This is a genomic window from Alkalimonas cellulosilytica, assembly GCF_036325985.1.
Taxonomy (GTDB): Bacteria; Pseudomonadota; Gammaproteobacteria; order Enterobacterales; family Alteromonadaceae; genus Alkalimonas; species Alkalimonas cellulosilytica.
The window spans coordinates 164720-188911 of record NZ_JAUHLI010000008.1 but is presented as its reverse complement, the minus strand read 5'-3'; the positions used below and the strand labels follow the sequence as shown (position 1 = coordinate 188911).

The 24192-nt window shown below is 51.7% G+C and carries 14 protein-coding genes and 4 tRNA genes; 9 read left to right on the top strand and 9 right to left on the bottom strand.

Features of this window, described 5'->3' with window-relative positions; translation table 11 throughout:
• Positions 1-16 precede the first annotated feature (16 nt).
• The 3 genes from QWY20_RS09860 to QWY20_RS09850 all read right to left on the bottom strand — a co-directional run bounded on the left by QWY20_RS09860 (position 17) and on the right by QWY20_RS09850 (position 7297).
• Complete coding sequence (locus tag QWY20_RS09860) at positions 17-2113, bottom strand: putative bifunctional diguanylate cyclase/phosphodiesterase (RefSeq protein ID WP_330128848.1); 2097 nt, start codon at positions 2111-2113, stop codon at positions 17-19.
• 50 nt (positions 2114-2163) lie between these two features.
• Positions 2164-4131, bottom strand: coding sequence for a methyl-accepting chemotaxis protein (locus tag QWY20_RS09855; RefSeq protein ID WP_330128847.1), 1968 nt, complete (start codon positions 4129-4131; stop codon positions 2164-2166).
• A 187-nt stretch (positions 4132-4318) separates the two neighbouring features.
• Positions 4319-7297: a bifunctional diguanylate cyclase/phosphodiesterase gene (locus QWY20_RS09850; RefSeq protein ID WP_330128846.1), complete on the bottom strand. Its 2979-nt coding sequence runs from the start codon at positions 7295-7297 to the stop codon at positions 4319-4321.
• Between the two features lie 177 nt (positions 7298-7474).
• Here QWY20_RS09850 and QWY20_RS09845 point away from each other — a divergent pair, with 177 nt between their 5' ends.
• Positions 7475-8026 carry a glutathione peroxidase gene (locus tag QWY20_RS09845; protein ID WP_407935419.1) on the top strand — a complete coding sequence of 184 codons (552 nt, stop codon included), beginning with the start codon at positions 7475-7477 and terminating at the stop codon, positions 8024-8026.
• A gap of 3 nt (positions 8027-8029) precedes the next feature.
• On the opposite strand, the gene rnhA is transcribed toward QWY20_RS09845, so the two are convergent.
• Entirely contained in the window at positions 8030-8506 is a 477-nt protein-coding gene (rnhA, locus tag QWY20_RS09840) for a ribonuclease HI (protein ID WP_330128845.1), read from the bottom strand.
• A 100-nt stretch (positions 8507-8606) separates the two neighbouring features.
• On the opposite strand from rnhA, the gene dnaQ reads away from it, so the two are divergent.
• From dnaQ to QWY20_RS09805, 7 genes are all read left to right on the top strand, one after another.
• Positions 8607-9314 carry a DNA polymerase III subunit epsilon gene (gene dnaQ / locus QWY20_RS09835; protein ID WP_330128844.1) on the top strand — a complete coding sequence of 236 codons (708 nt, stop codon included), beginning with the start codon at positions 8607-8609 and terminating at the stop codon, positions 9312-9314.
• Complete coding sequence (locus tag QWY20_RS09830; RefSeq protein ID WP_330128843.1) at positions 9299-10753, top strand: TIGR03503 family protein; 1455 nt, start codon at positions 9299-9301, stop codon at positions 10751-10753. The genes dnaQ and QWY20_RS09830 overlap by 16 nt, the downstream gene beginning before the upstream one ends.
• 107 nt (positions 10754-10860) lie before the next feature.
• Positions 10861-10937: transfer RNA gene (locus QWY20_RS09825), tRNA-Asp, on the top strand.
• Positions 10938-10960: 23 nt separating this feature from the next.
• Positions 10961-11037: transfer RNA gene (locus QWY20_RS09820), tRNA-Asp, on the top strand.
• Between the two features lie 43 nt (positions 11038-11080).
• Positions 11081-11157, top strand: a tRNA-Asp gene (locus tag QWY20_RS09815).
• A gap of 49 nt (positions 11158-11206) precedes the next feature.
• Positions 11207-11283: transfer RNA gene (locus tag QWY20_RS09810), tRNA-Asp, on the top strand.
• Positions 11284-11563: 280 nt separating this feature from the next.
• The gene (locus QWY20_RS09805) at positions 11564-12076 is read left to right on the top strand and encodes a peptidase S1 (RefSeq protein WP_330128842.1); all 513 of its coding nucleotides are present in this window, start codon (positions 11564-11566) and stop codon (positions 12074-12076) included.
• A 121-nt stretch (positions 12077-12197) separates the two neighbouring features.
• Here QWY20_RS09805 and QWY20_RS09800 read toward each other — a convergent pair whose 3' ends face one another.
• On the bottom strand, positions 12198-13055 hold the full coding sequence (locus QWY20_RS09800; protein ID WP_330128841.1) for a PA4780 family RIO1-like protein kinase: 858 nt from the start codon (positions 13053-13055) through the stop codon (positions 12198-12200).
• Positions 13056-13067: 12 nt separating this feature from the next.
• Positions 13068-14504 carry a YfcC family protein gene (locus QWY20_RS09795; protein ID WP_330128840.1) on the bottom strand — a complete coding sequence of 479 codons (1437 nt, stop codon included), beginning with the start codon at positions 14502-14504 and terminating at the stop codon, positions 13068-13070.
• Between the two features lie 166 nt (positions 14505-14670).
• Between QWY20_RS09795 and QWY20_RS09790 the strand changes: the two genes are divergently transcribed.
• Positions 14671-16701 carry a spermidine synthase gene (locus QWY20_RS09790; RefSeq protein ID WP_330128839.1) on the top strand — a complete coding sequence of 677 codons (2031 nt, stop codon included), beginning with the start codon at positions 14671-14673 and terminating at the stop codon, positions 16699-16701.
• A 57-nt stretch (positions 16702-16758) separates the two neighbouring features.
• On the opposite strand, the gene QWY20_RS09785 is transcribed toward QWY20_RS09790, so the two are convergent.
• The 3 genes from QWY20_RS09785 to iadA all read right to left on the bottom strand — a co-directional run bounded on the left by QWY20_RS09785 (position 16759) and on the right by iadA (position 24187).
• Positions 16759-18171 carry an FAD-dependent oxidoreductase gene (locus tag QWY20_RS09785; protein WP_330128838.1) on the bottom strand — a complete coding sequence of 471 codons (1413 nt, stop codon included), beginning with the start codon at positions 18169-18171 and terminating at the stop codon, positions 16759-16761.
• Between the two features lie 10 nt (positions 18172-18181).
• Positions 18182-22645 (bottom strand): glutamate synthase large subunit, encoded by a 4464-nt coding sequence (gene gltB, locus QWY20_RS09780; RefSeq protein WP_330128837.1) that lies wholly within the window; start codon positions 22643-22645, stop codon positions 18182-18184.
• Between the two features lie 360 nt (positions 22646-23005).
• Entirely contained in the window at positions 23006-24187 is a 1182-nt protein-coding gene (iadA, locus tag QWY20_RS09775) for a beta-aspartyl-peptidase (protein WP_330128836.1), read from the bottom strand.
• Positions 24188-24192 lie beyond the last annotated feature (5 nt).

The following is a 24192-nucleotide window of genomic DNA, read 5'->3' as shown; positions in this document are numbered from 1 at the left end:
CTTGTGTGATTGGCTTTTAGCCAACAGAACCCAAGCCCCACTTTGGCTTTTCAGGTTCAAGGTATCGTTTAGTAAAGGTCTCGATGGATTCAGGATGCTGAAAAAAGTAACCCTGGAAACAGGTGCAGCCCATTGATCTGAGTGCATTTAACTGCTCTTTGGTTTCGACACCTTCAGCGATGACATCCAGCCCCATGTTGTGTGCCAGCGATATGATACTTCTGGCGATGAGTGAATCATTTTGGTTGACATGTATATCATTTACAAAGCTTCGATCAATTTTCAGCGTTTGCAGTGGTAGGTGCTTCAGGTATGCAAGAGAAGAATAGCCGGTACCAAAATCATCCAGAGAAAAGGTAAAGCCTCGCCCATTTAACTTCATCATGGTGGAAGCTACCTCTGCAGCATTGTTAATTAACAGGCTTTCGGTGAGCTCCAGATGTAATTGACTTGCCGTGAACTGATACCGCATCTGGCAGTTTAACAGGTCTTTGATGAAGGATGGATCACTGAATTGGCGTGAGCTGATGTTGATGGCCAGTTTTAAGTCGCGGCTTTGCGGGCTATGTTTCCAGCGATGAAGAATTTTTCCGCTTTCTTCGATGAGCCAGCGGCCAATCGCGACAATCAAACCAGACTCTTCCGCCAGAGGGATAAAAACCCCAGGTGGGATCTGGCCTTTCGTTGGATGCTGCCACCGCAGTAATGCCTCGGCACCGATAAGGCGCTCGTTCACATCAAACTGCCCCTGCAGATGCACTTCTAACTGATCCAGCTCTATCGCGTGTCGCAAATCCACTGCCAGCACTGACTCTGAGTTGTGTTTGTTCTCTAGCTCTGATGTGAAAATTTGATAACTATTTTTGCCTTGCTGTTTGGCATATTTGACTGCCGTTTCAGCATATTGCAATGATTGCTCGCTATTCATTGATGGCTCAATCAGACACACACCAATCGATAGGCTAATTAAACAGCTTTTTTCATTCCACTGAATTGGGGTGTCATAGAGCTGCAACAGTTGACGAGCTTGTTTGCAAGCTATTTTTTTAAGCCCAGTTGCCTTGCTATTGGGAAGGGCAATCAGTAATGCAAACTCGTCGCCACCCACTCTTGCCAGCTTAGTTGCATCTGTACTGTATTGTTGCAATCGCTTGGCGACTTTAAGCAAAATTCTGTCACAAAACTGACGGCCATGAACACTATTGAGTTGTTTGAAGTTGTCGATGTTTAGTAAGTACAAACCATACGATGTAGTATTGAGTTCAAAGTGGTTTGATATTTTAGATAGCTCATCCACAAAGGCCATTCGGTTGGGAAGAAGCGTCAAAGGATCCCGGTGTGTTAATTGGTTAATGAGCTTAGATTGTTGTTGTTGCTCGGAAAGATCACGAAGTACCCCCAGAAAACGTTTACCTAAACTATCCTGGATCTCGTTCACCCGCAGCTCGATTGGGATTAAATGCCCATCTTTGTGCTGAGCCTCTAGTTTTCGTGTGTTGCCTACGATTTTGGCGACTTTATGTTGTTTGTACCGTTCAAGGTAACCATCGTGTTGTTGCGCATGATGTTCGGGCATGATCAGGCTGATATTCTGTCCTACAGCTTCACTCTCCTGATAACCGAGCAACAGCTCAGCTGAGCGGTTAAAACTCAGGATAATTCCTTGCTCATCGATACTAATCACCGCATCCATAATATGATTCAAAAGGGCTATGGAAGACTGGATGGATTGCTGCAGCTGTAACTCTGCGTTTTTTTGTGCACTGATGTCATACAAAAATCCACGCCATAAAATGATGTTGCCTGCCAATTGTTCAGGCTCAGAATGTGAAGCAAGCCAAACCCACTGACCTGCCTGGTGTTGAATACGGTATTCGCAGTGAAAGCTGCTCAAATCTTGCCTGGACTGTTGAATATAGGCATGAACCCGGGCCCGATCATCCGGGTGCAGACGGTCAAAAAATAGTTGTGGATTTTGGCTTAAGGTGCCGGCATCAAAGCCTAAAATGGCTTGAATTTGCTCACTGATTGCAGGCAAGCTGTAGCGGCCAAAGGCATCGCTTTGAAACAGGTAAAAAGCACCTGGGGTTAGTCTGGCATAAGATTCCAGCATGATGCATCTCCTTGCATTGGCTGGCGGTACCAAGCCGCCAGCCGGTTGGGTTAAGCGGCGGATAAGCGGAACTGGTGTGCCAGCTCTTGCTGCTCCAGCCCCAGTTGACTTAGGGTGCTGCTGGTTTTTGCTGTTTCTTCAATGGCGACTGAGGATTGTTCGGTGGCGACCTGAATATTGGTCAGGCTACGGTTAATCTCTTCTGCCACGGTGCTTTGCTGTAGCGCTGCTGCAGCAATTTGCTGGTTCATTTGCTGAATGTTCTGGATATCTTTTAAAATCGTCTCGATGGCCTCGCTGGCATCATCGGTGGACTCAAACACCTCATTGGCCCGCTCAGTATTGCTCTGCATGGCTGTCACAGCCAACTCCGCTTTGCGTTGCAGACGCTGAATCACCTCATTGATTTGGGTGGTGGAAGCCTGAGCCCGTGTTGCCAACTGACGCACTTCATCAGCTACCACCGAAAACCCCCTGCCTGCTTCACCGGCGCGGGCTGCTTCTATGGCTGCATTTAGTGCCAATAAATTGGTCTGCTCGGTAATATTGGTAATCACATCCAGAATGGAGCCGATGCTGTCGGCTTCATCTTTTAGCTCAGCAATGGATACTGCCGACTGATTGACATCTTGGGCCAGTTGCTTGATACCGGTCATGGTCTTATCCAGGATCTGATTGCTCATCTCAGCTTGCTGTGCTGAATTGGTTGCTGCTAGCGATGCTTCCTCCGCGCTGCGGGCCACTTCCTGCACGGTCGCTGTCATTTCATTCATGGCGGCAGCTACCTGCTCCGTTTCTACTTTTTGCTGGCTTACGCCAGCACTGGTTTGCTGGGAAATCACCGCCATTTCTTCGGTTGAGCTTGCTAGTTGGGTAATACCACTGGATAGCCGAAGAATCAGCTGACGCAGACTAACGGTCATGCGCTGCATGGCTTGTGATAATTGCCCTAATTCATCTTTGCGATCGCTGTGCAAATCTTCTGTTAAGTCACCACTGGCAATTTTATTGGCAACTGCGACCACCTGTTGCAGTGGTTGTACAATCAAACGGGTGATGAGTATGGCTGCAGCAATCCCCAGCAGCAGTGCCAGACTACTTGCCGCCAGCAGAACCAAGCGAAGCTGCTGCTGTTGGTGATGCATTTGCTCCAGCTGTCTCTCCAGCGACTGCTCTGCGCTGTCGACCATTAATCTGGCTTGCGTATTGAGTTGCTGTTCAGAGTTATTGGTCGCATCAACCAAACGACGAAACTCGGAGAAATAATGCTGATACTGTTGCAGCTGCCCAAGGCTGTAGTCGAGCTCGGTCAGCAGTGAGCTGTGCAGTCCACTTTGCCGAAGTTGTTGGCTGTATTGCTCAACCAGTCCCAGTTGCTGCTGTAGTGCCTGGTAATCACTGGCCGACTCACTCTGTACAAAAGTACGCTCAAGCCGACGGGCTTCCAATAAAGCCCGGGCGGCATCGCTGGCAAGTTGTGCCTGATGCAGGCTTTGGATACTGGCCTGATCACCCTGCGCCTGAATCAATACGAGGGTTTGTTGCCGAAATTGCTGCTCCAACTGATTGAATACCTCTAGAGCATAACGGGCATTTTCTTCCATCTGCTGTTGCTGCAATTGGCTGTTGCGTTCCAGCTCCATATAGGTGGTTAGCTCCTGCTGATAGCGGTTGGCTTCTTGCTGCATTTGTTGCATCTGAGTAATACTCTCAGCTGTGGTGAAGGCGGCTGATGCCTGATTTGCCAGCTGAATACCTTGGTCAATCAATGCATTTGCTTCGGTTAAGTACTGCTCATCGAGGCGCAGCATAAAGTTTTTTTCCTGCTGCCTCGCTTCGCCCACCAGAATGCTGATGGTTTTAACCTGATTGAGCAGGGCAAATCGCTCACCCAGGCTACTTAGGGCTTGCATGCTAAGCCAGCTGATCCCTAGCAGGATGGCGAGAACTAAACCAAAGCCGCTGAATAATTTTTTTCGTACGGTCATGTTGCAGAGCAAACGGTAGAAAGTCGCCATGATGGATTCTCCAGTAAATGTCCATCAATGTTTACTGTTCCGTGATTGGTTTGGTTCAAAGCTTGAGGGATTAAAAGTCCCTTTTTTTGAAAAATATACACAACATGATGATTTTGTTGGGTAATAAAATAATAGCAGGGTTATAGCCGAAAAATAGAACGGTTACTCGCGAAATTCATTATGATTATCAGGCTTGTTGATGCACAAACGCTTGCTGAATAAAGGCTGTCGCTGCTTCTGCCGGCATAGGGCGGCCATAGTGATAGCCCTGAATGTCATCACAACCTAATTGTTGCAATAAACTCTGGTGTTCGGCGGTTTCCACCCCTTCCGCGATGGTTCTTAACCCCAGGCTTTGCGCCATACGGATGATTGCTGTGACGATGGCACGATCTTCCGGGCTATCTAACAGTTCACGCACGAAAGACTGATCGATTTTCAGCTTACTTAAATGAAAGCGCTTGAGATAGCTAAGCGAAGAGTAACCGGTACCAAAATCATCAATGGCCAGGCTGATGCCTTTGTGCCGAATCGCATCCACCGTTTTGATGGCTTGTTCGGCATCCTCGACCATGGCACTTTCTGTAATTTCCAGCTCAATGCAATGGGCCGGCAGTTTGGCCAGCTCCAGTTGGGTGCTAATAATGTCCAATAACTCGGGCTGACGAAACTGTACCGGAGACAGGTTAATGGCCATCACCAGTTCGGTATAGCCATGCTGGTACCAACGCTTTTGCTGTTGAATGGCGTGTTGCAGCACCCATTCACCCAGTTTAATCATCAAACCGCTGTGCTCTGCTACCGGAATAAACTCGGCCGGCGAAATGAAGCCCAGTTCCGGATGCTGCCAGCGCAGCAGGGCCTCAAAGCCTGTCAGGGTGTTTTTTTCCAGACAGAGCTGTGGTTGATAGGCTAACTGCAGCTGATTGTTGGTGATCGCAAGCCTGAGGGCATTTTCCAGTTGCAGCTGGCGATTGAATTGGCTTTGCATACCGGCAGTAAAGAAGCAGTATTTGTTGCGGCCATCTTCTTTGGCTTTAAACATGGCGATATCGGCATGCTTGTTTAGCTCAAAGAAGTTGGCTCCATCGTTCGGGAAGATAGCGATGCCAATGGAAGCCGAGATGCTCAGTGGTTCTTTGGCAAATTGATAAGGTGTTTGCATGGTTTCAAGAATACGCTTAGCCAGCCGGCCGGCGGCTTCCTGATTGGTATCGGGTAGTAACAGGATAAACTCATCGCTGCTTAAGCGACTCAAAGTATCCTGGCTGCGGGTCATGGCTTGCAAGCGCTTTGCGGCTTGTACCAGCACCTCATCACCGATGTCATGCCCGAGCGCATCATTGATTTTCTTAAAGCGATCCAGATCAATAAACAGCATGGCAATCTGCTGGCCGGCACGTTTGGCACGTTGAATGGCTTGTTCGGTCCGGTCAATCAGTAGTGTTCGGTTTGGCAGTTGAGTCAGGGTGTCAAAGTGTGCCAGTAAATTGAGCTTTTCCTGATCTTGCTTGTAAGTGCTGATATCACTGAACAGCGCGACATAGTGGCTCAGCTGTCCTTTGGCATCTCTGATTTGTGAAATGCTCAGCCATTCCGGATAGAGCTCACCATTTTTGCGGCGATTCCAGATCTCGCCCTGCCAACTGCCATGGCGCTGTATAGCCTGCTGCATCGCTTGGTAAAAATCTTTGTTGTGTTTACCGGAGGAGAGTAGTTTGGGGGTTTGGCCCATAACTTCGTCGCTGCTGTAACCACTGATAGCGGTGAAGGCCCTGTTTACTAATACGATGGTATGGTTTGGATCCGTGACTAGCATGCCCTCGGAGCTTTGCTCAAATAACTGCTCCAACAGCCGCAACCTCATCTCAGCTTGTTTTTGACTACTGATATCAATATGAGTGCCAACAACAATTGGAGACAGGCTGCCGTCCTCATTAAGCATGGCCCGGCCGCGCGATAAAACCCACACCCAGTGGCCGTCCTGATGACGCATCCGGAACTGGCTTTCGTACATACCATCGGGCTGTTGCAAGTAGTCGATAAAAGCCTGGCTGGCCGCGGTAACATCATCGGGGTGCATTAAATCCAGCCAGGTTGCCGCCAGATTATCCTGACCGGATTGATCATAGTGTTCCCGCCTGCGGCCCAGCATACTGAAGTATTCCTGGCTGCATTTGAGAAAGTTGCGGCTGTGATCGTACTCCCAGCCACCGGTATTGGATGCCTGAATAAAAGAGCGGTAACGCTGCAATGTTTGTTGCAACTCATCGGTACGTTTAACGACCTGATGTTCGAGTAGGCCACGTTGACTGCGTAGTTGTAAATAGAATAAGGCAAAGCTATAGAGCAGCAGGCTGGAAAAAAGTGCAAACAGTACTTCCAGCCAGAATGTGAGCTGCTCTTGCCAGCTAGGTTGGTAGTGCATATCCAATTGCCAGGGATTGTCAGCCAGTGGCAGGGTAAAAGAAAGGCTGTTGGCAGCAGGGTTAGCATGTTGCCGTATTATTTGAGTTTGCTGTTCAGCGTCATAGCGCCATAGCTTATAAGCAAAGGAACTTTCGCTGAAATATTCCTGATGCAGGCCATCCAGCATGGGATCCAGCAGCAAGGTGACATTAATAAACCCCTGGAAACCGCCCTTATTGGTTTGCTGATACAAAGGTAAGCGGGCAACTACGCCACTGCCACCTTGCACCAGGGCAAAAGGGCCGTTTAAACGAAGTTTGCCGGCGGCTTTCGCGCGTTTCGCTTCTATGCTTTGCGCCGGGTGAGCGAACATATCAAAACCCAGCAGCTGTTCATTGCCAGCTAAAGGGTAAACATCGTTGATCACCCCATTGGGAGCCAGTGAAACCGCAACAATATCCGGATAATAGTTCAGTAACTCTCTGGCATAGGCGCTAAACTCGATTTGTTCGGCACCAGCCTGATTGATGCCTGCGGCAATGGCATAGGCTGCCGTGAAGTTGCGCTCCAGGCGAAGTTGCAATTGATTCAGAAAAGCCTGAGATGTCTGAGCCGTTGCCATGGATTGGCGTTGGCTACGTTGGGTATCCAGATACCAGACAAATGCAGTATTAAGCAAAAGTGCTGCCAGTAAGCTTGCAATAGCCAGGGGGTGATATTTGTGTTTCGACAGCTTGCTAAGTATGGTTTTGGTCATCGGCTTTTGTGGTTGATAAATTCGGTAAGTGCTAAAGGCTGACTGTATTTAGCTTTTGCCAGTCAATTTCCCTATTCTAGACCAATCAAGGGCTTATTGCTGTTAAATAGCCGATCCATTTGCATAATGGCCACGTATAAATCATGCTAAGTGGACAACATAATGTGGGAGTTAGTCATGAAAACATGGTGGTTAGCAGCGGTTGCTGCTGCGGCCTTTAGCAGTCAGGTGATGGCCAATCAATGCGGAGCTGTGTTAGGTCATTCAATGCAGCAACTCAATACCCGTGAGACAGTGGATTTATGCGAGCAATTCAAAGGGAAAACACTGCTGGTGGTCAATACCGCCAGTCGTTGTGGTTTCACTCCTCAGTTTGAAGCTTTGCAGCAGCTGTATCATGATTACCGCGAGCAAGGCTTGGTGGTGTTGGGTTTTCCTTCCAACGATTTTCGTCAGGAACACAGCGATGAAGCCAGAACGGCTGAAGTGTGTTATTTAGACTATGGGGTTGAATTCCCTATGTTCTCAACCACTTCAGTACGGGGACGTAACGCCAACCCTGTGTTTCGTGCTTTGATTGACAAAACAGGCGAGCAGCCGTCCTGGAACTTCAACAAGTATTTAGTCAGTGCCGATGAGCAAACCGTAGTGCACTTTGGAAGTCGGGTTAGTCCTGCTGATCCGGCTTTTGTTGCCGAGCTGGAAAAGCTGTTGGGCCAGGGAGGTTAAGCCTTATTCCTCCTTATTAGCAACAAAGCCTTGATCAATAGCGGTAGCGCCATGCGTTGCCGCTGCTCGTGCCAGTTCATCGCAACGTTCATTTTCCGGATGTCCAGAGTGGCCTTTCACCCAGTGCCAGTTGATTTGATGGCGCTGACTGGCGCTGTCGAGACGCTGCCATAGATCCTGGTTTTTCACGGCTTTTTTCTGGCTGGTCCGCCAGTTATTGCGTTTCCAGCCAACCAGCCACTGGGTGATACCCAACCGGACATACTGACTGTCGGTATAGAGCTCCACCTGACAAGGCGATTTCAGGCTTTCCAGCGCAACAATGGCTGCCAGCAGCTCCATTCGGTTGTTGGTGGTTTGCACAAAACCAGCGCTTAATTCCTTCTGGTGCTGTTGATAACGCAGCACGATGCCATAACCACCTGGGCCAGGGTTGCCAAGGCAAGAGCCATCTGTAAAGATGGTGACGGTTTTTTGCATACAGATGTCCTATGATTCAATGGGCTATGCAGACAAGGCGCGCAGTGCTTTGGCATTGTTGTTATAATTTACCGTAAAAGCGATGGCAGCGGAACCTGAGATGGCAAAACGTCAGATTGTACTTGATACAGAAACCACCGGCATTAACCCAAAAGAAGGGCACCGAATCATTGAGATTGGCTGTGTGGAGCTGGTGAACCGGCGTTTTACCGGCAATAACTACCATGTCTACATCAACCCGGAGCGGGATATTGAAGCCGAAGCCATTGCGGTGCATGGTATTACCAATGAACGCTTGATGCATGAGCCAAAGTTCCGCGATATCGCCCAGGATTTCTATCACTACATTCAGGGAGCTGAGCTGGTTATTCACAACGCAGCTTTCGACGTTGGTTTTATTGACCACGAGTTTAGTCTGCTGCGGCCAACTTTACCTCCTGTAGCGGGTTACTGTGCCATTCTGGATACGCTGAAGCTGGCGCGGGATCTACACCCTGGCCAGAAAAACAACTTAGACGCTCTTTGCCGGCGTTACGATATCAACAACAGTCATCGAACCCTGCACGGGGCTTTGCTGGATGCTGAGATCCTGGCGGATGTCTATCTACGGATGACCGGTGGCCAGGTGAGTCTGAACCTGGCATCAGAGCAGCAAAACGACAGTGGTGAACAGAGGCAACCAGCGCAGATAAGACGCAGCGGTGCCTTGAAAGTGATCGCAGCCAGCGAGCAGGAATTGCAAGCGCATCAACAGCACTTGCAACTGATTGCCAAAAAATCCGGAGCCACATTATGGCCAGAGCTCTGAGTTATTTATTATGCTTACTTTTGCTATGTAGTCTGGCGGTACTGGCCCAACCTGAGCCTGTACCAGACCCGGAGCCAGAGCTAACCATGGAGCAGCTAGAGGAGCTGGAGCTGGACTTTCCAGAGTTACTGCAAGATACTCCGTTTGATATTGGCTTTGAAATGTTGCAGCAACTGCCAACCCGCAACCAAATCTCGCTGTTTGACAATCGCTTTCGGATTGATGGCGAGGTAGATGAAATTACTTTACTGATGTTCCGCCGGCCGGGCTCACCTTCCGTGATTCTGGTACGGCCCGATGGCAGTAAAATCAATGTACGAAATGCCGAAGAGCAGCAAGTGGAATGGCATGCCAGCCGTAACTACGATTTGATCCAGATTCCCCGGCCGATGGCAGGCCCCTGGCAGGCGTTAGGGCGCATCTTAGCTGAAAGCCGGATTATGGTACTTAGCGATATTATTTTGGATGTGGATCCTTTGCCAGATCATCTGATGAGTGGCGAAACCCTAAAGGTAACGGCCAGACTAAAAAATGCTGGTGAGCCGATTAATGCCAGAGACTTCCGTGAAATTCTAACGTTGGATGTGATTTTTATCAGCACCAACAACCCTGATTATGACAATTTTGGTCGGGGCATTGTGCAGGTCGCGCAATTCCGCGATGACGGCCGGGGGTTTGATGAACGAGCCCGGGATGGGGTATTTACCGGTGAGTTCCAGCTGAGTTTTGCCGCTGGTGAGTGGGTTCCTAAATACCTGGTAAAAACACCGCTTTATACCAGAGAAGTAGAGCAAGCCCCGGTGTTGATTCATCCGATACCAATCAAAGCGGAGCTGACCAAAGCCGAACATGTCGAAGCCAAGCATCAACTGAACTTTGTGGTGGTGAACGAGGAAGTCAAAGCTCAAAGCCTGATTTTGCAAGGCCGGGTGCGTTATCCGGATGGAGATACCGAGGCATTTAGCCTGCAGCGGTCTGAATTTGGTGCTCATCGCTTGCAGCTGGAGCATCGGGGCTATGGTAGCTATATGATTGAAATCCAGGCCTTTGGTGAACTTCGTAATGGCCGGGAGTTTATGCTGACCCTGCCTAATGTGGATTTTTCGGTGAATCTCGAAACTTTTCAGGCCCCTGAGCTGGAACGTTTGCCTGAAGAGATCCTGGCCGAAGAGGCAGCCAGAAGAGAGTTGGAACAAGCCGCTGCTTTCCCGTGGGGATGGGTGATCAGTGTGAATGTTTTAATTCTATCGATAGGCGGCTTTTTTATCTGGTTGATGCTCACCGGCAAGTCGGTACGTGATTTACTGCCAAAGAAAAAAGCGGCTGCAACGGCCGATAACAACAAACCGAACAAGGAAAGCGAAGCCAAGCAGGGCGCCCCTGCCGCTAAAAAAGATGATTTGGACGATATTCTCGACTTATCGTTACCGGATGATTAAGCTTTGCGCAATTGCGGCCAAAAAGGTGTTGACGCAGAAAACCCGAACCCTTATCATTCCCGCCGCACTGCAACATCCCTGACAAGATGGGCAGCGCACCTTGGTTTGGAGCGGTAGTTCAGTTGGTTAGAATACCGGCCTGTCACGCCGGGGGTCGCGGGTTCGAGCCCCGTCCGCTCCGCCAAACCTTTTGCAGCATCCGATAGCGGAGCGGTAGTTCAGTTGGTTAGAATACCGGCCTGTCACGCCGGGGGTCGCGGGTTCGAGCCCCGTCCGCTCCGCCACTATCGGATCGATTGCAAAGCTTTAGTTGGTGTATACCGCTGCGGAGCGGTAGTTCAGTTGGTTAGAATACCGGCCTGTCACGCCGGGGGTCGCGGGTTCGAGCCCCGTCCGCTCCGCCACTTCTTTGTACATCACTATTGTTGGCTCTAATGCCAAATCGCTTTTCGCGGAGCGGTAGTTCAGTTGGTTAGAATACCGGCCTGTCACGCCGGGGGTCGCGGGTTCGAGCCCCGTCCGCTCCGCCACTTCTTTTGTATATTTCTCTGTTTATCACTTTAGGTCTGATCGCTTTTTGCGAAGCGGTCCTTCAGTTGGCTCGCTCATCGCTACGAACTTAGCGGCCTGTCCTGCTAAGACTTATCCATAGTAAAATTCCTTATTTTTCAAAAAAAACAGTCAGTTACTGCTACGTTTGGCCTGTTTTTTATTCGATCTTACAAAGTCTATGATGGTGATTGACAGCTTTTGAATTGCCCTATATTTTTACTCCGTTCATATCAGAACATTATTTATAAGGAATGAAAAATGTACAAGGGCTTGTCGTTATCCACCAACAAGGTCGCTCTGCTAAAAGTAAGCATGCTGGCAGCTACTGCCTGCTTTAGTGCCATGACTCAGGCTGATGAGCCGAACTGGAAAGGTAACCCTGTTTATGGCACGGTCAGCCTTGCCGCAGGTTTTACACCAGATCCCTGGGTGCAGGATTTGCAAGCGGGAGGAGGGCGTGAAGTGACATCGTCTTTAGCCCCAGGTTGTAAAGGCTTCATCAATTATAGCAGGCCTGATGTAGACTTTAACTTTTCCGGTAGCAGTGCGGTGGTTTATATTCATGTCGAGTCGGATGCCGATACCACCCTGGTAGTCAATGCACCGGATGGGCGTTGGTACTGCAATGATGATTTTATTGGCTTAAACCCAATGGTTATTTTCCAAAACCCAAGAGAAGGGCAGTACAATATTTGGGTGGGCGTGCATGGTGCAGCCGAGCTGCATAGCGCGAAACTCAAAGTAACCGAAGTAAAACCTGCTATGCGTTAATGATGCTGTTTAAAATGGAAAGTGGTTTGGAAGCTAGCTGCTTTCCGTTGTTTAAACTTCAGACACTGCATCAAAAAGCGCATTTAGCCCACACTTGTGCAGTAATAATTGCCTCCTTGAACTAATCCTGGCTTTTTGCTGCTTGTTGCCTGGCTTTGCGCTCTTGAACTTCTTCGAACACAGCATTGATCTCAGCCAGCACGGCAGTAACATCCGCAGCTTGCTCTGCTTCGCGAAATACCCCGGTTAATTCGGTATCGGGATTCAGGTTACCGGCTTCAAACAAAGCCCAGATTTCTTTAGCATACTGGGTGTTTGCTAGTTCAGGCGCAAATTGCGCATAGTACTGAGTGATGTTGTTAACATCACGCGCTAGCATCCACTGAGCATTGTTATTGGCGGCGGCATCCACCACCTGGGGCAGATCGATAATGACCGGGCCTTCTGGCGCTTGCAGCACATTAAATTCAGACAAGTCACCATGCACCAAACCAACAGACAGCATCCGCAGCACATCCTGCATCATACTTTGATGATCGCGCCTTGCTTGTTCGGCACTTAGTTCAATATCATTTAAACGCGGCGCAACATCACCGTCTTCATCCAGAATCAACTCCATCAGCAAGATGCCATCAAAGCAGCCGTAAGGGGCAGGTACCCGTACGCCTGCATCGGACAGTTTATACAAAGCATCTACCTCGGCGTGCTGCCAGCTTTCTTCGGCTTGCTTGCGCCCAAACCCTGAGCCTTTTTCCATGGCTCTGGCGCGTCTGGAGCTACGAACTTTACGGCCTTCCTGGTATTGCACCGCTTTTTTAAAGCTGCGCTGGCTGGCCTCTTTATAGACTTTAGCGCAGCGCATGGTCTCACCGCAGCGAACTATGTACACTGCGGCTTCTTTGCCACTCATCAGCGGCCTCACTACTTCATCCACCAGGCCTTCATCGATCAGCGGCTGAATACGTTTAGGTGTTTTCATCAAGAGCTTCGGTTAAGGGGCGGTGACGGTTTCAACCGGCGCCAGGACCACTTCAGGCTGCACATCTGCACCGTAGCCGAACACCACGGCCAACATCAGCACTACAGCCGCGGCCAGCATTAGCTTTAGCAGCAGCGGCATACAGAACTTAAACCAGCGATCGTAAGGCACGCCGGCAATACCAATGATGCCCATCAGTACGGCATTGGTGGGCACGATCATGTTGGAGAAACCATCACCAAACTGATACGCCAGCACGGCGACCTGACGCGGTACGCCCACTAAATCGCTAAGAGGTGCCATCAGCGGCATGGTGACAAAAGCCTGGCCACTGCCAGAGGGAACAAACAGATTCAGGATGGTTTGAATCACCAGCATACCAAAGGCTGAAATAGTCGCCGGTACATGCGACAGTGGCAATGACAAGCCATGTACAATGCTATGCAGGATCTGGCCATCTTCTAAAATCAGCGCGATACCGCGGGCAATACCAATCAGTACTGCGGTGGTGGTTAAATCTTTGACCCCTTCAATAAAGCTATCGGAAGCCTCGTCAAAGCTCAGCCGGCCAATCAGGGTGGTTAGTAAGCCCCAACCGACAAAACAAGCACCCAGCTCATACAGATACCAGCCATGCTGGGAAATACCATAAATCGCAATGCCAATAGTTACCAGGAAAGTAGCAAGGATCAGTTGATGCCGCTTGTTTAAGCTGGGGTAGCTTTTATTGCTGATATCACCAACCGGGCAGGGCAAATCGGCCACCATGGACGCTTTGGGATCGGCAATGACTTTCTGAGCGTATCGCCAGACATGATGGTAGGCAATAATACAAAATGGCAGGATCAGCGCCAGGCGCAACCACATACCGGAATATGGCGGCACTTCAGCAATGCCTTGTGCAATAAGCACGGTAAAGGGGTTAAAAGCAGACACCCCATAGCCGACACCATAGCCTGCTACGGTCATACCGACCGCTGTCATGCTATCAAGCCGCATCGCTTTGCACAGCGCCACTAAAATCAGCACAAAGGGAATGTACTCACCGGCAGTGCCGATGGCACCAGATGCCAGTGAGAAAAAGAAGATCACCATAAAAATCAATTTATGCGGTGCGTCACTGTGTTTTTCCAGCAAACGACCAATCAACGCATCGACAGTACCAGTTTTTCGGGCGATAGCCAGTACGCCACCAACGATGAATACAAAGAAAATAATATCCTGCGCTGCGGCAAAGGCGCGGGGTACGGCTGTCAGCAGTTGCCAGGGGGTAAGTAAGCCACGCTCTTCAGCCAGGGTATAGGTGCCGGGAATGACTACCGTGCGTCCGGTATCGGTCAGGGCCGTTTCAAAAAAACCTTGCGGCACGATCCAGGTGGCAATCATGGCCACGATCATCATGCTAAACAGCAAGGTGAGGGTATGAGGAACCTTAAATGCTTTCTTCATGGAAAGACCTTTTTGTTATGAGGGTGAATACAAACTCGCCAAGTCTACCTGAAGGAGGGTAAGCAACCAAGGCCCCGTTGGTTTTTTGTTGCGGCTCTGAACAGGCTTGCAGTCTGTGCTGGCTTTAGCTAGGCTGAGCGCCTTGTAAAACCAGCCGGATACAGCTGTGCCTTTATTTGCCATCACCATTTTCCTCAGTGCCTTGTTGTTGTTTCTGATCCAGCCGCTGGCAGCACGTTGGTTATTGCCCTATTACGGTGGTGGCGCTGCGGTCTGGACTGCTTGCATGCTGTTCTTTCAACTGATGCTGCTGGCCGGGTACAGCTATGCGCATTGGCTGACTCATAGGCTGAGTTTAAAGCAGCAACGGACTGTGCACGGCAGTCTGGTGCTGTTGGCGCTGCTTTGGTTGTGGTGGGCTGGCAGTGCCGTCTCAGCGCCCGAGCCATCTGCTTATCCATTGCTTAGTATTTTAAGCTGGCTGCTGTTTTTATTGGGTCTGCCGTTGTTGGTGGTAGCGGCCAGCGCCCCCCTGGTGCAGCGCTGGTTTGCTGAGCGTTTCCCCATGCGCTCGCCTTACCGGCTTTATGCATTATCCAATCTAGGCTCTTTAGGGGCTTTGCTTAGTTATCCTTTTATCGTGGAGCCCTGGCTGCCATTGTCGCAGCAGTTTTTTAGCTGGCAGTTGGGCTTTACTGGCCTGGCTTTGTTGCTATTGGTCTTACTTAGATGGCAGTGGCCGAAGGCCAGTACTAGTTCTGAAGCTGTTGCTGCTGCCAGTAGCAGGCAGTGGGGTTATTGGCTCAGTTTATCGGCCGCAGGGGTGGTGTTATTGCTGGCGGTGACGCAGCAACTGACGCAAAACGTACCGCCAGTGCCTTTTTTGTGGGTGGTACCGCTGGCACTGTATCTGCTGAGCTTTATTCTGGTATTTAACCGCGAGCACTGGTATCAACGCGCGATCTGGCTGTACCTGTTTGGTATTGGTTTGGTGCTGGCGCTGGTGCTGATCCACTTTGGCAGGTTATTCGATCTCTATTCGCAGCTGGCTTTGTATCTGCTGATCCTGTTCAGCGGCTGCATGCTGTGTCACGGCGAGCTGGCACGCTTAAAGCCAGTAGCAAGTCAGCTCACCCGCTTTTATCTGGCGATGGCGCTTGGCGGCGTGTTGGGTGGCTTACTGGTTAATCTATTAGCTCCGGCTCTTTTAAATGATTTCCATGAATTCCCGTTGGTGCTGCTGGCTATTCTGCTGCTGGCCGTGCTGCCCTGGCAGCGTCAACTGGTGCTGTGGCGAAAAGTCGCCTGGCTGGGGGGGGCTGCAAGTTTTGCGCTGTTGGCGATTTGGCTGCATTTGTTGCTAAACCAGTTTACCGTGCATCAAGAGCGTAATTTCTACGGCAGCCTGGTGGTGCGGGATATCCCAGTGGCCGGACAGTTACAGCGTATTCTGATTGATGGCACCACCAGCCATGGCGCTCAGTATCTGGCTTTGGAGCAGCGGCAACAAGCGCTGAGCTACTACCGGCCTGGTACCGGCGTGGCGCTGGCGCTGCAGTATCGTCAACCGCAGCTAAGCACCTCGGATGGTACGAAAAACGCAGGCCGGCATTTTGGCATGGTCGGTCTGGGAGCCGGCACCCTGGCGGTCTATGGTGAGGCTGGGGATCGCATTCAGTTTTACGAGCTGAATCCAGCGGTTATCCGCACGGCGCAGCAGCACTTTAGTTATCTGGCCGATAGCGCTGCGATCGTTGAGGTGTTGCTGGGAGATGGCCGTTTGGTGCTGCAACAGCAGTTGCAGCAACAGGGCAGCCAGCAGTTTGATGTGCTGGTGCTGGATGCTTTTAGCAGCGATGCCATCCCGCAACATTTACTGACCCGCGAAGCCTTTACATTGTATTTGCAGCATTTGCACACCGATGGCGTATTGGCAGTGCATATCTCAAACAACTACCTGGATTTAACCTCGGTGGTGCGCAATCACGCCAGTCACTTTGGGTTGGACGCGCTGTTTTTTCACACGCCGGCCGATAGCCAAAACCCGGCGGCGACCGAATGGGTGTTGCTCACCACGAATCAGGACTTTATCCGGCAAGAAGCGATTCAGCAGCTGGCAGGCAATTGGCCGACCCCGCTGAACCCAGCCATTCAGTGGACGGATGATTTTAGCAATTTACTGCGGGTGTTGAAGTAGTTGCTCGATCATGCAGCAAGGACTCGAAAGTGCCCGGCATCAGCCGGGCGCTTTGTTTTATACCTGCAGATAATCAAGTATGCCTTCGGCTGCTTTGCGGCCCTGGGCGATGGCGGTCACTACCAGATCAGAACCCAGCACCATATCGCCGCCGGCGAAGATTTTGTCCTGATTGGTTTGTAGTGCATAGGTGCTTTTCTCACTGGCTTTGACCCGGCCTTTGCTATCGAGCTCAATGCCGTAGTCCTGCAACCAGGCTGGTGGGCTTGGCTGAAAACCAAAGGCAATGATGATGGCATCGGCTTCCAGCACCTGCTCAGAGCCGGCAATTGGCTCTGGGCTGCGGCGGCCATTGGCATCCGGCTCGCCCAGCTTGGTTTGCACTACCCGAACGCCACAGGCATTGCCGGCCGGATCGACCTCAATGCCCAGCGGTTGCAGATTAAACTGGAACTCGACGCCTTCCTCGCGGGCATTTTGCACTTCTTTGCGCGAGCCCGGCATATTGGCTTCATCGCGTCGATAGGCACAAATGACCTGGTGCGCGCCCTGGCGGATGGAAGTACGAACGCAGTCCATAGCGGTATCGCCACCGCCTAGCACCACGACTTTTTTGCCTTCCATGCTGACAAACGGATGTTCGGTCTGCCAGCCCATTAACTGATTGGTGTTGCCAATCAAAAAGGGCAGGGCTTCCAGCACGCCTGGCGCTTCCTCGTTGGCAAGGCCGCCTTTCATCGGCGTGTAGGTGCCAAGCCCAAGGAAGACCGCATCGTACTCCTGCACCAGAGAGTCAAAGGCGATGTCGCTGCCAATGCTGGTGTTTAAGCGAAACTCAATGCCCATCTCGCTGAAGATCTGCCGGCGTAGCTGCATCACTTCTTTTTCCAGCTTAAAGGCTGGAATGCCGAAGGTGAGCAGACCACCGATTTCCGGATTACGGTCAAACACCACTGGCGTGACGCCATTTCGGATCAACACATCGGCACAGGCCAGGCCGGCCGGGCCGGCACCGACAATGGCGACCTTTTTATCGGTTTTGGTCACATCCGATAAATCCGGCCGCCAGCCCATCTCAAAGGCTTTGTCGGTAATGTATTTCTCGATGCTACCAATGGTAACGGCACCAAAACCTTCATTCAGGGTACAGGCCCCTTCGCACAGCCGGTCTTGCGGGCAAACCCGGCCACAGACTTCCGGCAAGCTGTTGGTTTTGTGCGACAGCTCGGCCGCTTCAATGATCTTGCCGTCATGGGCCAGCTGCAGCCACTGCGGGATGTAGTTGTGCACCGGGCACTTCCATTCGCAGTATGGGTTGCCGCAATCGAGGCAACGATCGGCCTGACCGGCTACCTGGGTATCGGTCATTGGCTGGTAAATCTCAACAAACTCTATAGTGCGCTCCTGCAAGGAGCGCTTGGGCGGATCGATCCGCTCGACATCAATAAACTGATAAACATTCTGCGCCATCACCGTCTCCTTACATCGCTTGCACACGCAGCTCGTCGGAAGAACGAGCCCGGTGACCTAGCAGGGTGTGTACATCGCTGGTTTTCGGTTTGACCAGACGGAATTTGGGTAAATAGGTTTTAAAGTCCGACAGGATCTGGTGCGCCAGTTCACTGCCAGTTTGTTCAACGTGTTGGTGCAGCAGGCTGCGCAGGTGTTCCTGCAAAATCGGCATGCTGATATCCAGGCATTCGACCAGCTCCGGATTGACCCGCAGCTCCAGATCATCTTGCTCATCGAGCAGGTAAGCAAAGCCACCGGTCATGCCAGCGCCAAAGTTGACACCGGTATCGCCCAGCACCACTACTACACCGCCGGTCATGTATTCGCAGCAGTTATCGCCGGTGCCTTCCACCACAGCGATAGCCCCGGAATTGCGCACGGCAAAACGCTCACCGGCTTTGCCAGCGGCAAACAGGCGTCCGCCGGTAGCACCGTACAAACAGGTGTTGCCGATAATGGTCGCGCCTTCTTTGGCATAACCCACGCCCTTGGGTGGGAACACCGAAATCTGGCCACCAGTCATGCCTTTACCGACATAATCGTTGGCATCGCCTTGCAAGGATAAATGCAGGCCGCCGGCATTCCAGACACCAAAGCTCTGGCCTGCCGTGCCGGTTAACCGGACCTGCACCGGCTCGACCGCCATGCCCTGATTGCCGTGCTGGCGGGCAATTAAGCCGGATAGCATAGCGCCAACCGAGCGATCGGTATTGCGGATGGGCAGCCGGACACTGCCGCCAGCCTTGCGCTTGACTGCATCGCCGAGTAGCTCCACCAGCTTTAAGTTCAGATTGCCGGCATCGAACGGCATATTGGGCTCAACGCAATAGAGTGGTTTTTCAGAGCGCACACCGGAAGACTCCAGAATTTCGCTTAAATCCAACCGGCTTTGTTTCTGGGTTTGCGGTTCCACCAGCTCCAACAAGTCGGTGCGGCCGATTAAATCTTCCAGTTTCTCGACCCCAAGTTGTGCCAACAGCTCACGCACTTCGCGCGCCAGGAAGGTAAAGTAGTTCATGACCATCTCGGGCAGGCCATTGAAATGGTTCTTACGCAAGGTGCTGTCTTGCGTCGCTACGCCGGTGGCGCAGTTGTTCAAATGGCAAATTCGCAGGAACTTGCAGCCAAGCGCCACCATGGGACCGGTGCCAAAGCCAAAACTTTCAGCGCCTAAAATCGCAGCTTTGACCACATCGAGGCCGGTTTTCAGGCCACCGTCGACCTGCAACCGTACTTTGTGGCGCAGGCCGTTATCGACCAGTGCCTGATGCACTTCAGCCAGACCCAATTCCCAGGGGCTGCCAGCGTATTTCACCGAGGTGAGTGGGCTGGCGCCGGTGCCACCATCGTAGCCGGACACGGTAATCAAATCGGCATAGGCCTTGGCCACGCCGGTGGCAATGGTGCCGATGCCAGGCTCAGAGACCAGTTTTACTGAGACCAGAGCTTTGGGGTTGACCTGCTTTAAATCGAAAATTAATTGCGCCAAATCTTCAATCGAGTAGATATCGTGATGCGGCGGGGGTGAGATTAAGGTCACGCCAGGCACCGAATAACGCAGATGGGCGATTTCGGCGGTGACTTTTTCGCCCGGCAACTGGCCGCCTTCACCAGGCTTGGCGCCCTGAGCGACTTTGATTTGCAGCACTTCGGCATTGACCAGGTAATGTGGCGTCACGCCAAAGCGGCCGGAGGCGATTTGCTTGATTTTGGAGTTTTTCTCGGTACCAAAACGGCGTGGATCTTCACCGCCTTCACCGGAATTCGAGCGGCCACCCAGCCGGTTCATCGCAATGGCCAGGGCTTCATGCGCTTCCGGGCTCAAGGCGCCAATCGACATGGCCGCACTGTCAAAGCGCGGGTACAGCTCGCTATCGGGTGCCACCTGCTCCAGCGGCAGTGGCTTATCCACCGGCTTAATCCGCAGCAGATCGCGGATATGAGCAATAGGCCGTTCATTTACCAGTTGGCTGTAGCGCTGGTAATCGCGGTACTCGCCACTACGCACTGCCTGTTGCAGGGTTTGCACCACATCCGGGTTGTAGGCATGGTACTCGCCATCGTGCACGTATTTTAGCAGGCCGCCGTGGTTCAGTGGTTTGCGCTTGAGCCAGGCGACATGCGCCAGTTGCTGTAAATCCTGCTGAATGTCGTCGAAATTGGCGCCGCCAATGCGGGAGTCGATGCCGGCAAAGCACAGCTGCATAATGTCGTTGCCAAGGCCGATGATCTCAAACAAGTTGGAGCAGCGGTAACTGGCGATGGTGGAGATCCCCATCTTCGACATGATCTTGTACAGGCCTTTGTTGATGCCTTTGCGGTAATTCAGTACCGCCTGACGGGCGCTTAAATTCAGCACGCCTTTTTCCACCAGCTGCTCGACGGTTTCGTACGCCATAAAGGGGTAGACCCCAGTGGCGCCCAGACCGACCAGCACAGCAAAGTGGTGTGGATCGCGGGCGGTGGCGGTTTCAACAATGATGTTGGAGTCGCAGCGCAGCTGTGCTTTCACCAGCGCTTGCTGCACTGCGCCGACGGCCATAGCAGCTGGAATGGGCAGCTTGCCCTGAGCAATGGCGCGATCGGATAACATCACCAGCACCACCTGCTCTTCACGCACTGCCGTCACTACGTCCTGACACAGGCTTTCCAGAGCTTGTTGCAGGGTCTGCTGCTCTGGATCAAAGTTCAGCGGGAACTGGCGGTGGCGATAGAACTCGTCATCGGCGGCTTTGAGCTGCTTGAGATCCGAGTACATCATCACCGGCGACTCAAACTGAATGCGGCGGGCGTATCCTGCGGTTTCACTGAATACGTTGTGCTCACGACCAATGCTGGTGGCGAGCGACATCACGTGGTTTTCCCGCAGCGGATCAATGGGCGGGTTGGTGACCTGAGCAAACTGCTGACGGAAGTAATCAAACAGGGTGCGTGGCTTTTGCGACAACACCGCCATCGGCGTATCATCACCCATCGAGCCCACAGCTTCCTGACCATCTTTGGCCAGTACCGTCATCACCTGATCGATTTCTTCGTAGCTGTAGTTGAACAGCTTGTGGTAGACCTGCATGGTGGCATCGTCAAACACCCGCTTACCAATCAGATCCAGTTCGTATTTTTCGTAGGGGATTAAGCGCTGCACATTTTCATTCAGCCAGGCTCGATATGGATGGCGCTGCTTTAAATCTTCATCGATATCGCAGGAGCGCCAGACCTTGCCGGTGTAAGTATCGACTGCCAGCATTTCGCCCGGGCCGACCCGACCTTTTTCCTGCACTTCATCCGGGCTGTAATCCCAGATCCCAACTTCGGAGGCCAGCGTCAGTATCTGATCTTTGGTGATGACAAAGCGGGCAGGGCGCAGGCCATTGCGATCCAGATTGCAAGCGACGTGGCGGCCATTGGTCATCACAATACCGGCCGGGCCATCCCAGGGTTCCATGTGCATGGAGTTAAATTCGTAGAAGGCTTTTAAATCATCGTCCATCACCCGGTTGCCTTGCCAGGCTGGTGGCACCAGCAAACGCATGGCGCGGAATAAATCCATGCCGCCGGCTAAAAACAGCTCCAGCATATTATCCAGTGAGCTGGAGTCCGAGGTGTCTTCTTTGACAAAAGGAGCGGCTTGCTGCAGATCGGGCAGCAGCGGCGAGCCAAATTTGTACTGGCGGGCGCGTGCCCATTGCCGGTTGCCCTTAATGGTGTTGATCTCACCATTGTGCGCTAAAAAGCGAAATGGCTGCGCCAGTGGCCAGCGCGGCATGGTATTGGTGGAAAAACGCTGATGGAACACACAAATGGCGGTTTCCAGCCGGATATCGGCCAGATCCAGATAAAAGCGTGGCAAGTCGGCCGGCATCATCAGGCCTTTGAATACCGTCACCAGGCAGGAAAAACTGGGGATATAAAAATCGCTGTCATCGGCCAGCCGTTTTTCAATGCGGCGGCGCACCATATACAGGCGGCGCTCCAAATCGCGCTTGCGCCAGCCGGGCTGGGCATTGACAAACACCTGCTCAATTTGCGGCATCGAGTCCAACGCAATGGGGCCGAGCACGGATGCGTCAATCGGCATTTTCCGCCAGCCCACCAGGCTCAGAGTCTCATGACCCACTTCTTCTTCAATCACTTTACGGGCAAAAGCCGCTTTGTCCGGATCCTGGCTTAAAAACAGCATGCCAACGCCGTACTTTTTACCCAGGGTCCAGCCTTGCTCTTCGGCAATCGCGCGGAAAAAGCTGTCGGGTTTTTGCATCAAGAGGCCGCAACCATCGCCGGTTTTGCCGTCGGCGGAAATACCGCCGCGGTGCTGCATCCGATCCAAACCATTGATGGCAGTTCGCACCAGCTTGTGGCTGGGGGTTCCTGCTAAATGGGCGATCAGGCCAAAGCCGCAGTTTTCGCGGGCTTGTGCGTGTTGGTACAACGCCATAACACACCTCCAAACTTGTCCAAATGGGTATAAATGTAGATTTTATGAATTTTTATTCTATTTGTGTGCGCGGCGTAAAACTGAAATAAAACAACAAAATGAAATCAGTTTTTCAGTGTTTCTAGAGTAAAAGCTCTTAGAGCGTCTAGCCGTCTAAATAATATCAAGCAATAGGTATACCGGCTTTGGAGTGAAAAAGCAAGCAGACTTTTCGCACCCTAGAGTATAGAAAGTAAGCAGTTGAATATGAAAATAAATTACACGAATTGCGGTTATTTCGGCTATCTATGGGGCTTTAGCCAGAAAAAAAGCTGCCGAAGCAGCTTTTGATAAATGCCAAATTATTCTTAAACTATGCGTTCAGGCCTCAAAGGTTCCTTTGACCACGGCTTTAGCATTGGCTACCATTTGTCGCCCTTTGGCCCAGACCTGGTCAATCGTCAGATCGTCCCGGCGAAGTAGTACCAAATCGGCGTCTTTGCCCATGGCAATACGTCCTTTGTGCTTTAAACCAAGAATATCGGCCGGGGAGGCAGTAATGCTGCAAATTGCATCTGTTAAAGCAACATCAAATTGCTGCACGGCCTGACGGGCTGATTGGTACAAGGTTTGCACCTGACCGACTTCCAGCCCCAGCATAGTCCCTTTCTTATCGTAAATCGGCAGGCTGGCATTGCCATCAGAGCTCATGGTCAGTTGCAGTACCGGGATCCCTTCGGCCAGACTGAGTGCCAGAGCTTCTGCTGCTGCAACTTCACCATGGGCTAAGTCATAAGCGGTGGTGCTGGTGGTAAAATCCAGATAGCCACCTTGTTTGGCATAAGCAAGGCCAGCTGCAAACACCGCCTGATTTCGGTTCATATGGGTGGGGTAAAACTGGGTCAGTTCCAGCTCGCTGCCGCTGACTGCATCAAGAATGGGCTGCAATATGCTGTCGCCAGCCCCCATATGCACGCTGACAATGCCGCTTTTCCCTGACAGAATGCCACCTACACGGGCGGCTGCCGCCACTTTGCGAATTTCGCTGATGGTCGGCTGTGACGAACGGTGATCGCTGATGGCAATTTCACCAACGCCGATAAACTTATCGATCAAGATTAAATCATCGGTAATGTTGCCGGTGAGAGTGCGGCAGGGAATTTCGTAGGAGCCGGTATGGCACCAGGCGCTAATGCCTTCTTCTTCCAGCGCATGGGCTTTGGCCAGCAGGTTGGTCAAGGTGCGGGTGGTTGCATCGGTGCCGAGCACACCAATAGCGGTAGTGACGCCGCCTAAGGTCGCATCGGTCAGTTGCATTTCAGGGGTGCGGCTGGCAAAACCTGCTTCACCGCCGCCACCAATAAAGTGCACCAGCGAGTCGACAAAGCCGGGTACCAGATAATGCCCACTGGCATCGACTTCGGTCACCGGTACATTGCTGGTACCCAGCGACAACGACTCAGCAATTGCCAGAACTTTACCACCAGCAATTAGCACATCCTTTTGACCCAGTGGCTCTGGAGCCAGTACTTCGGCTCCTTTAAATAAAATTAATCCGTTCACAGACA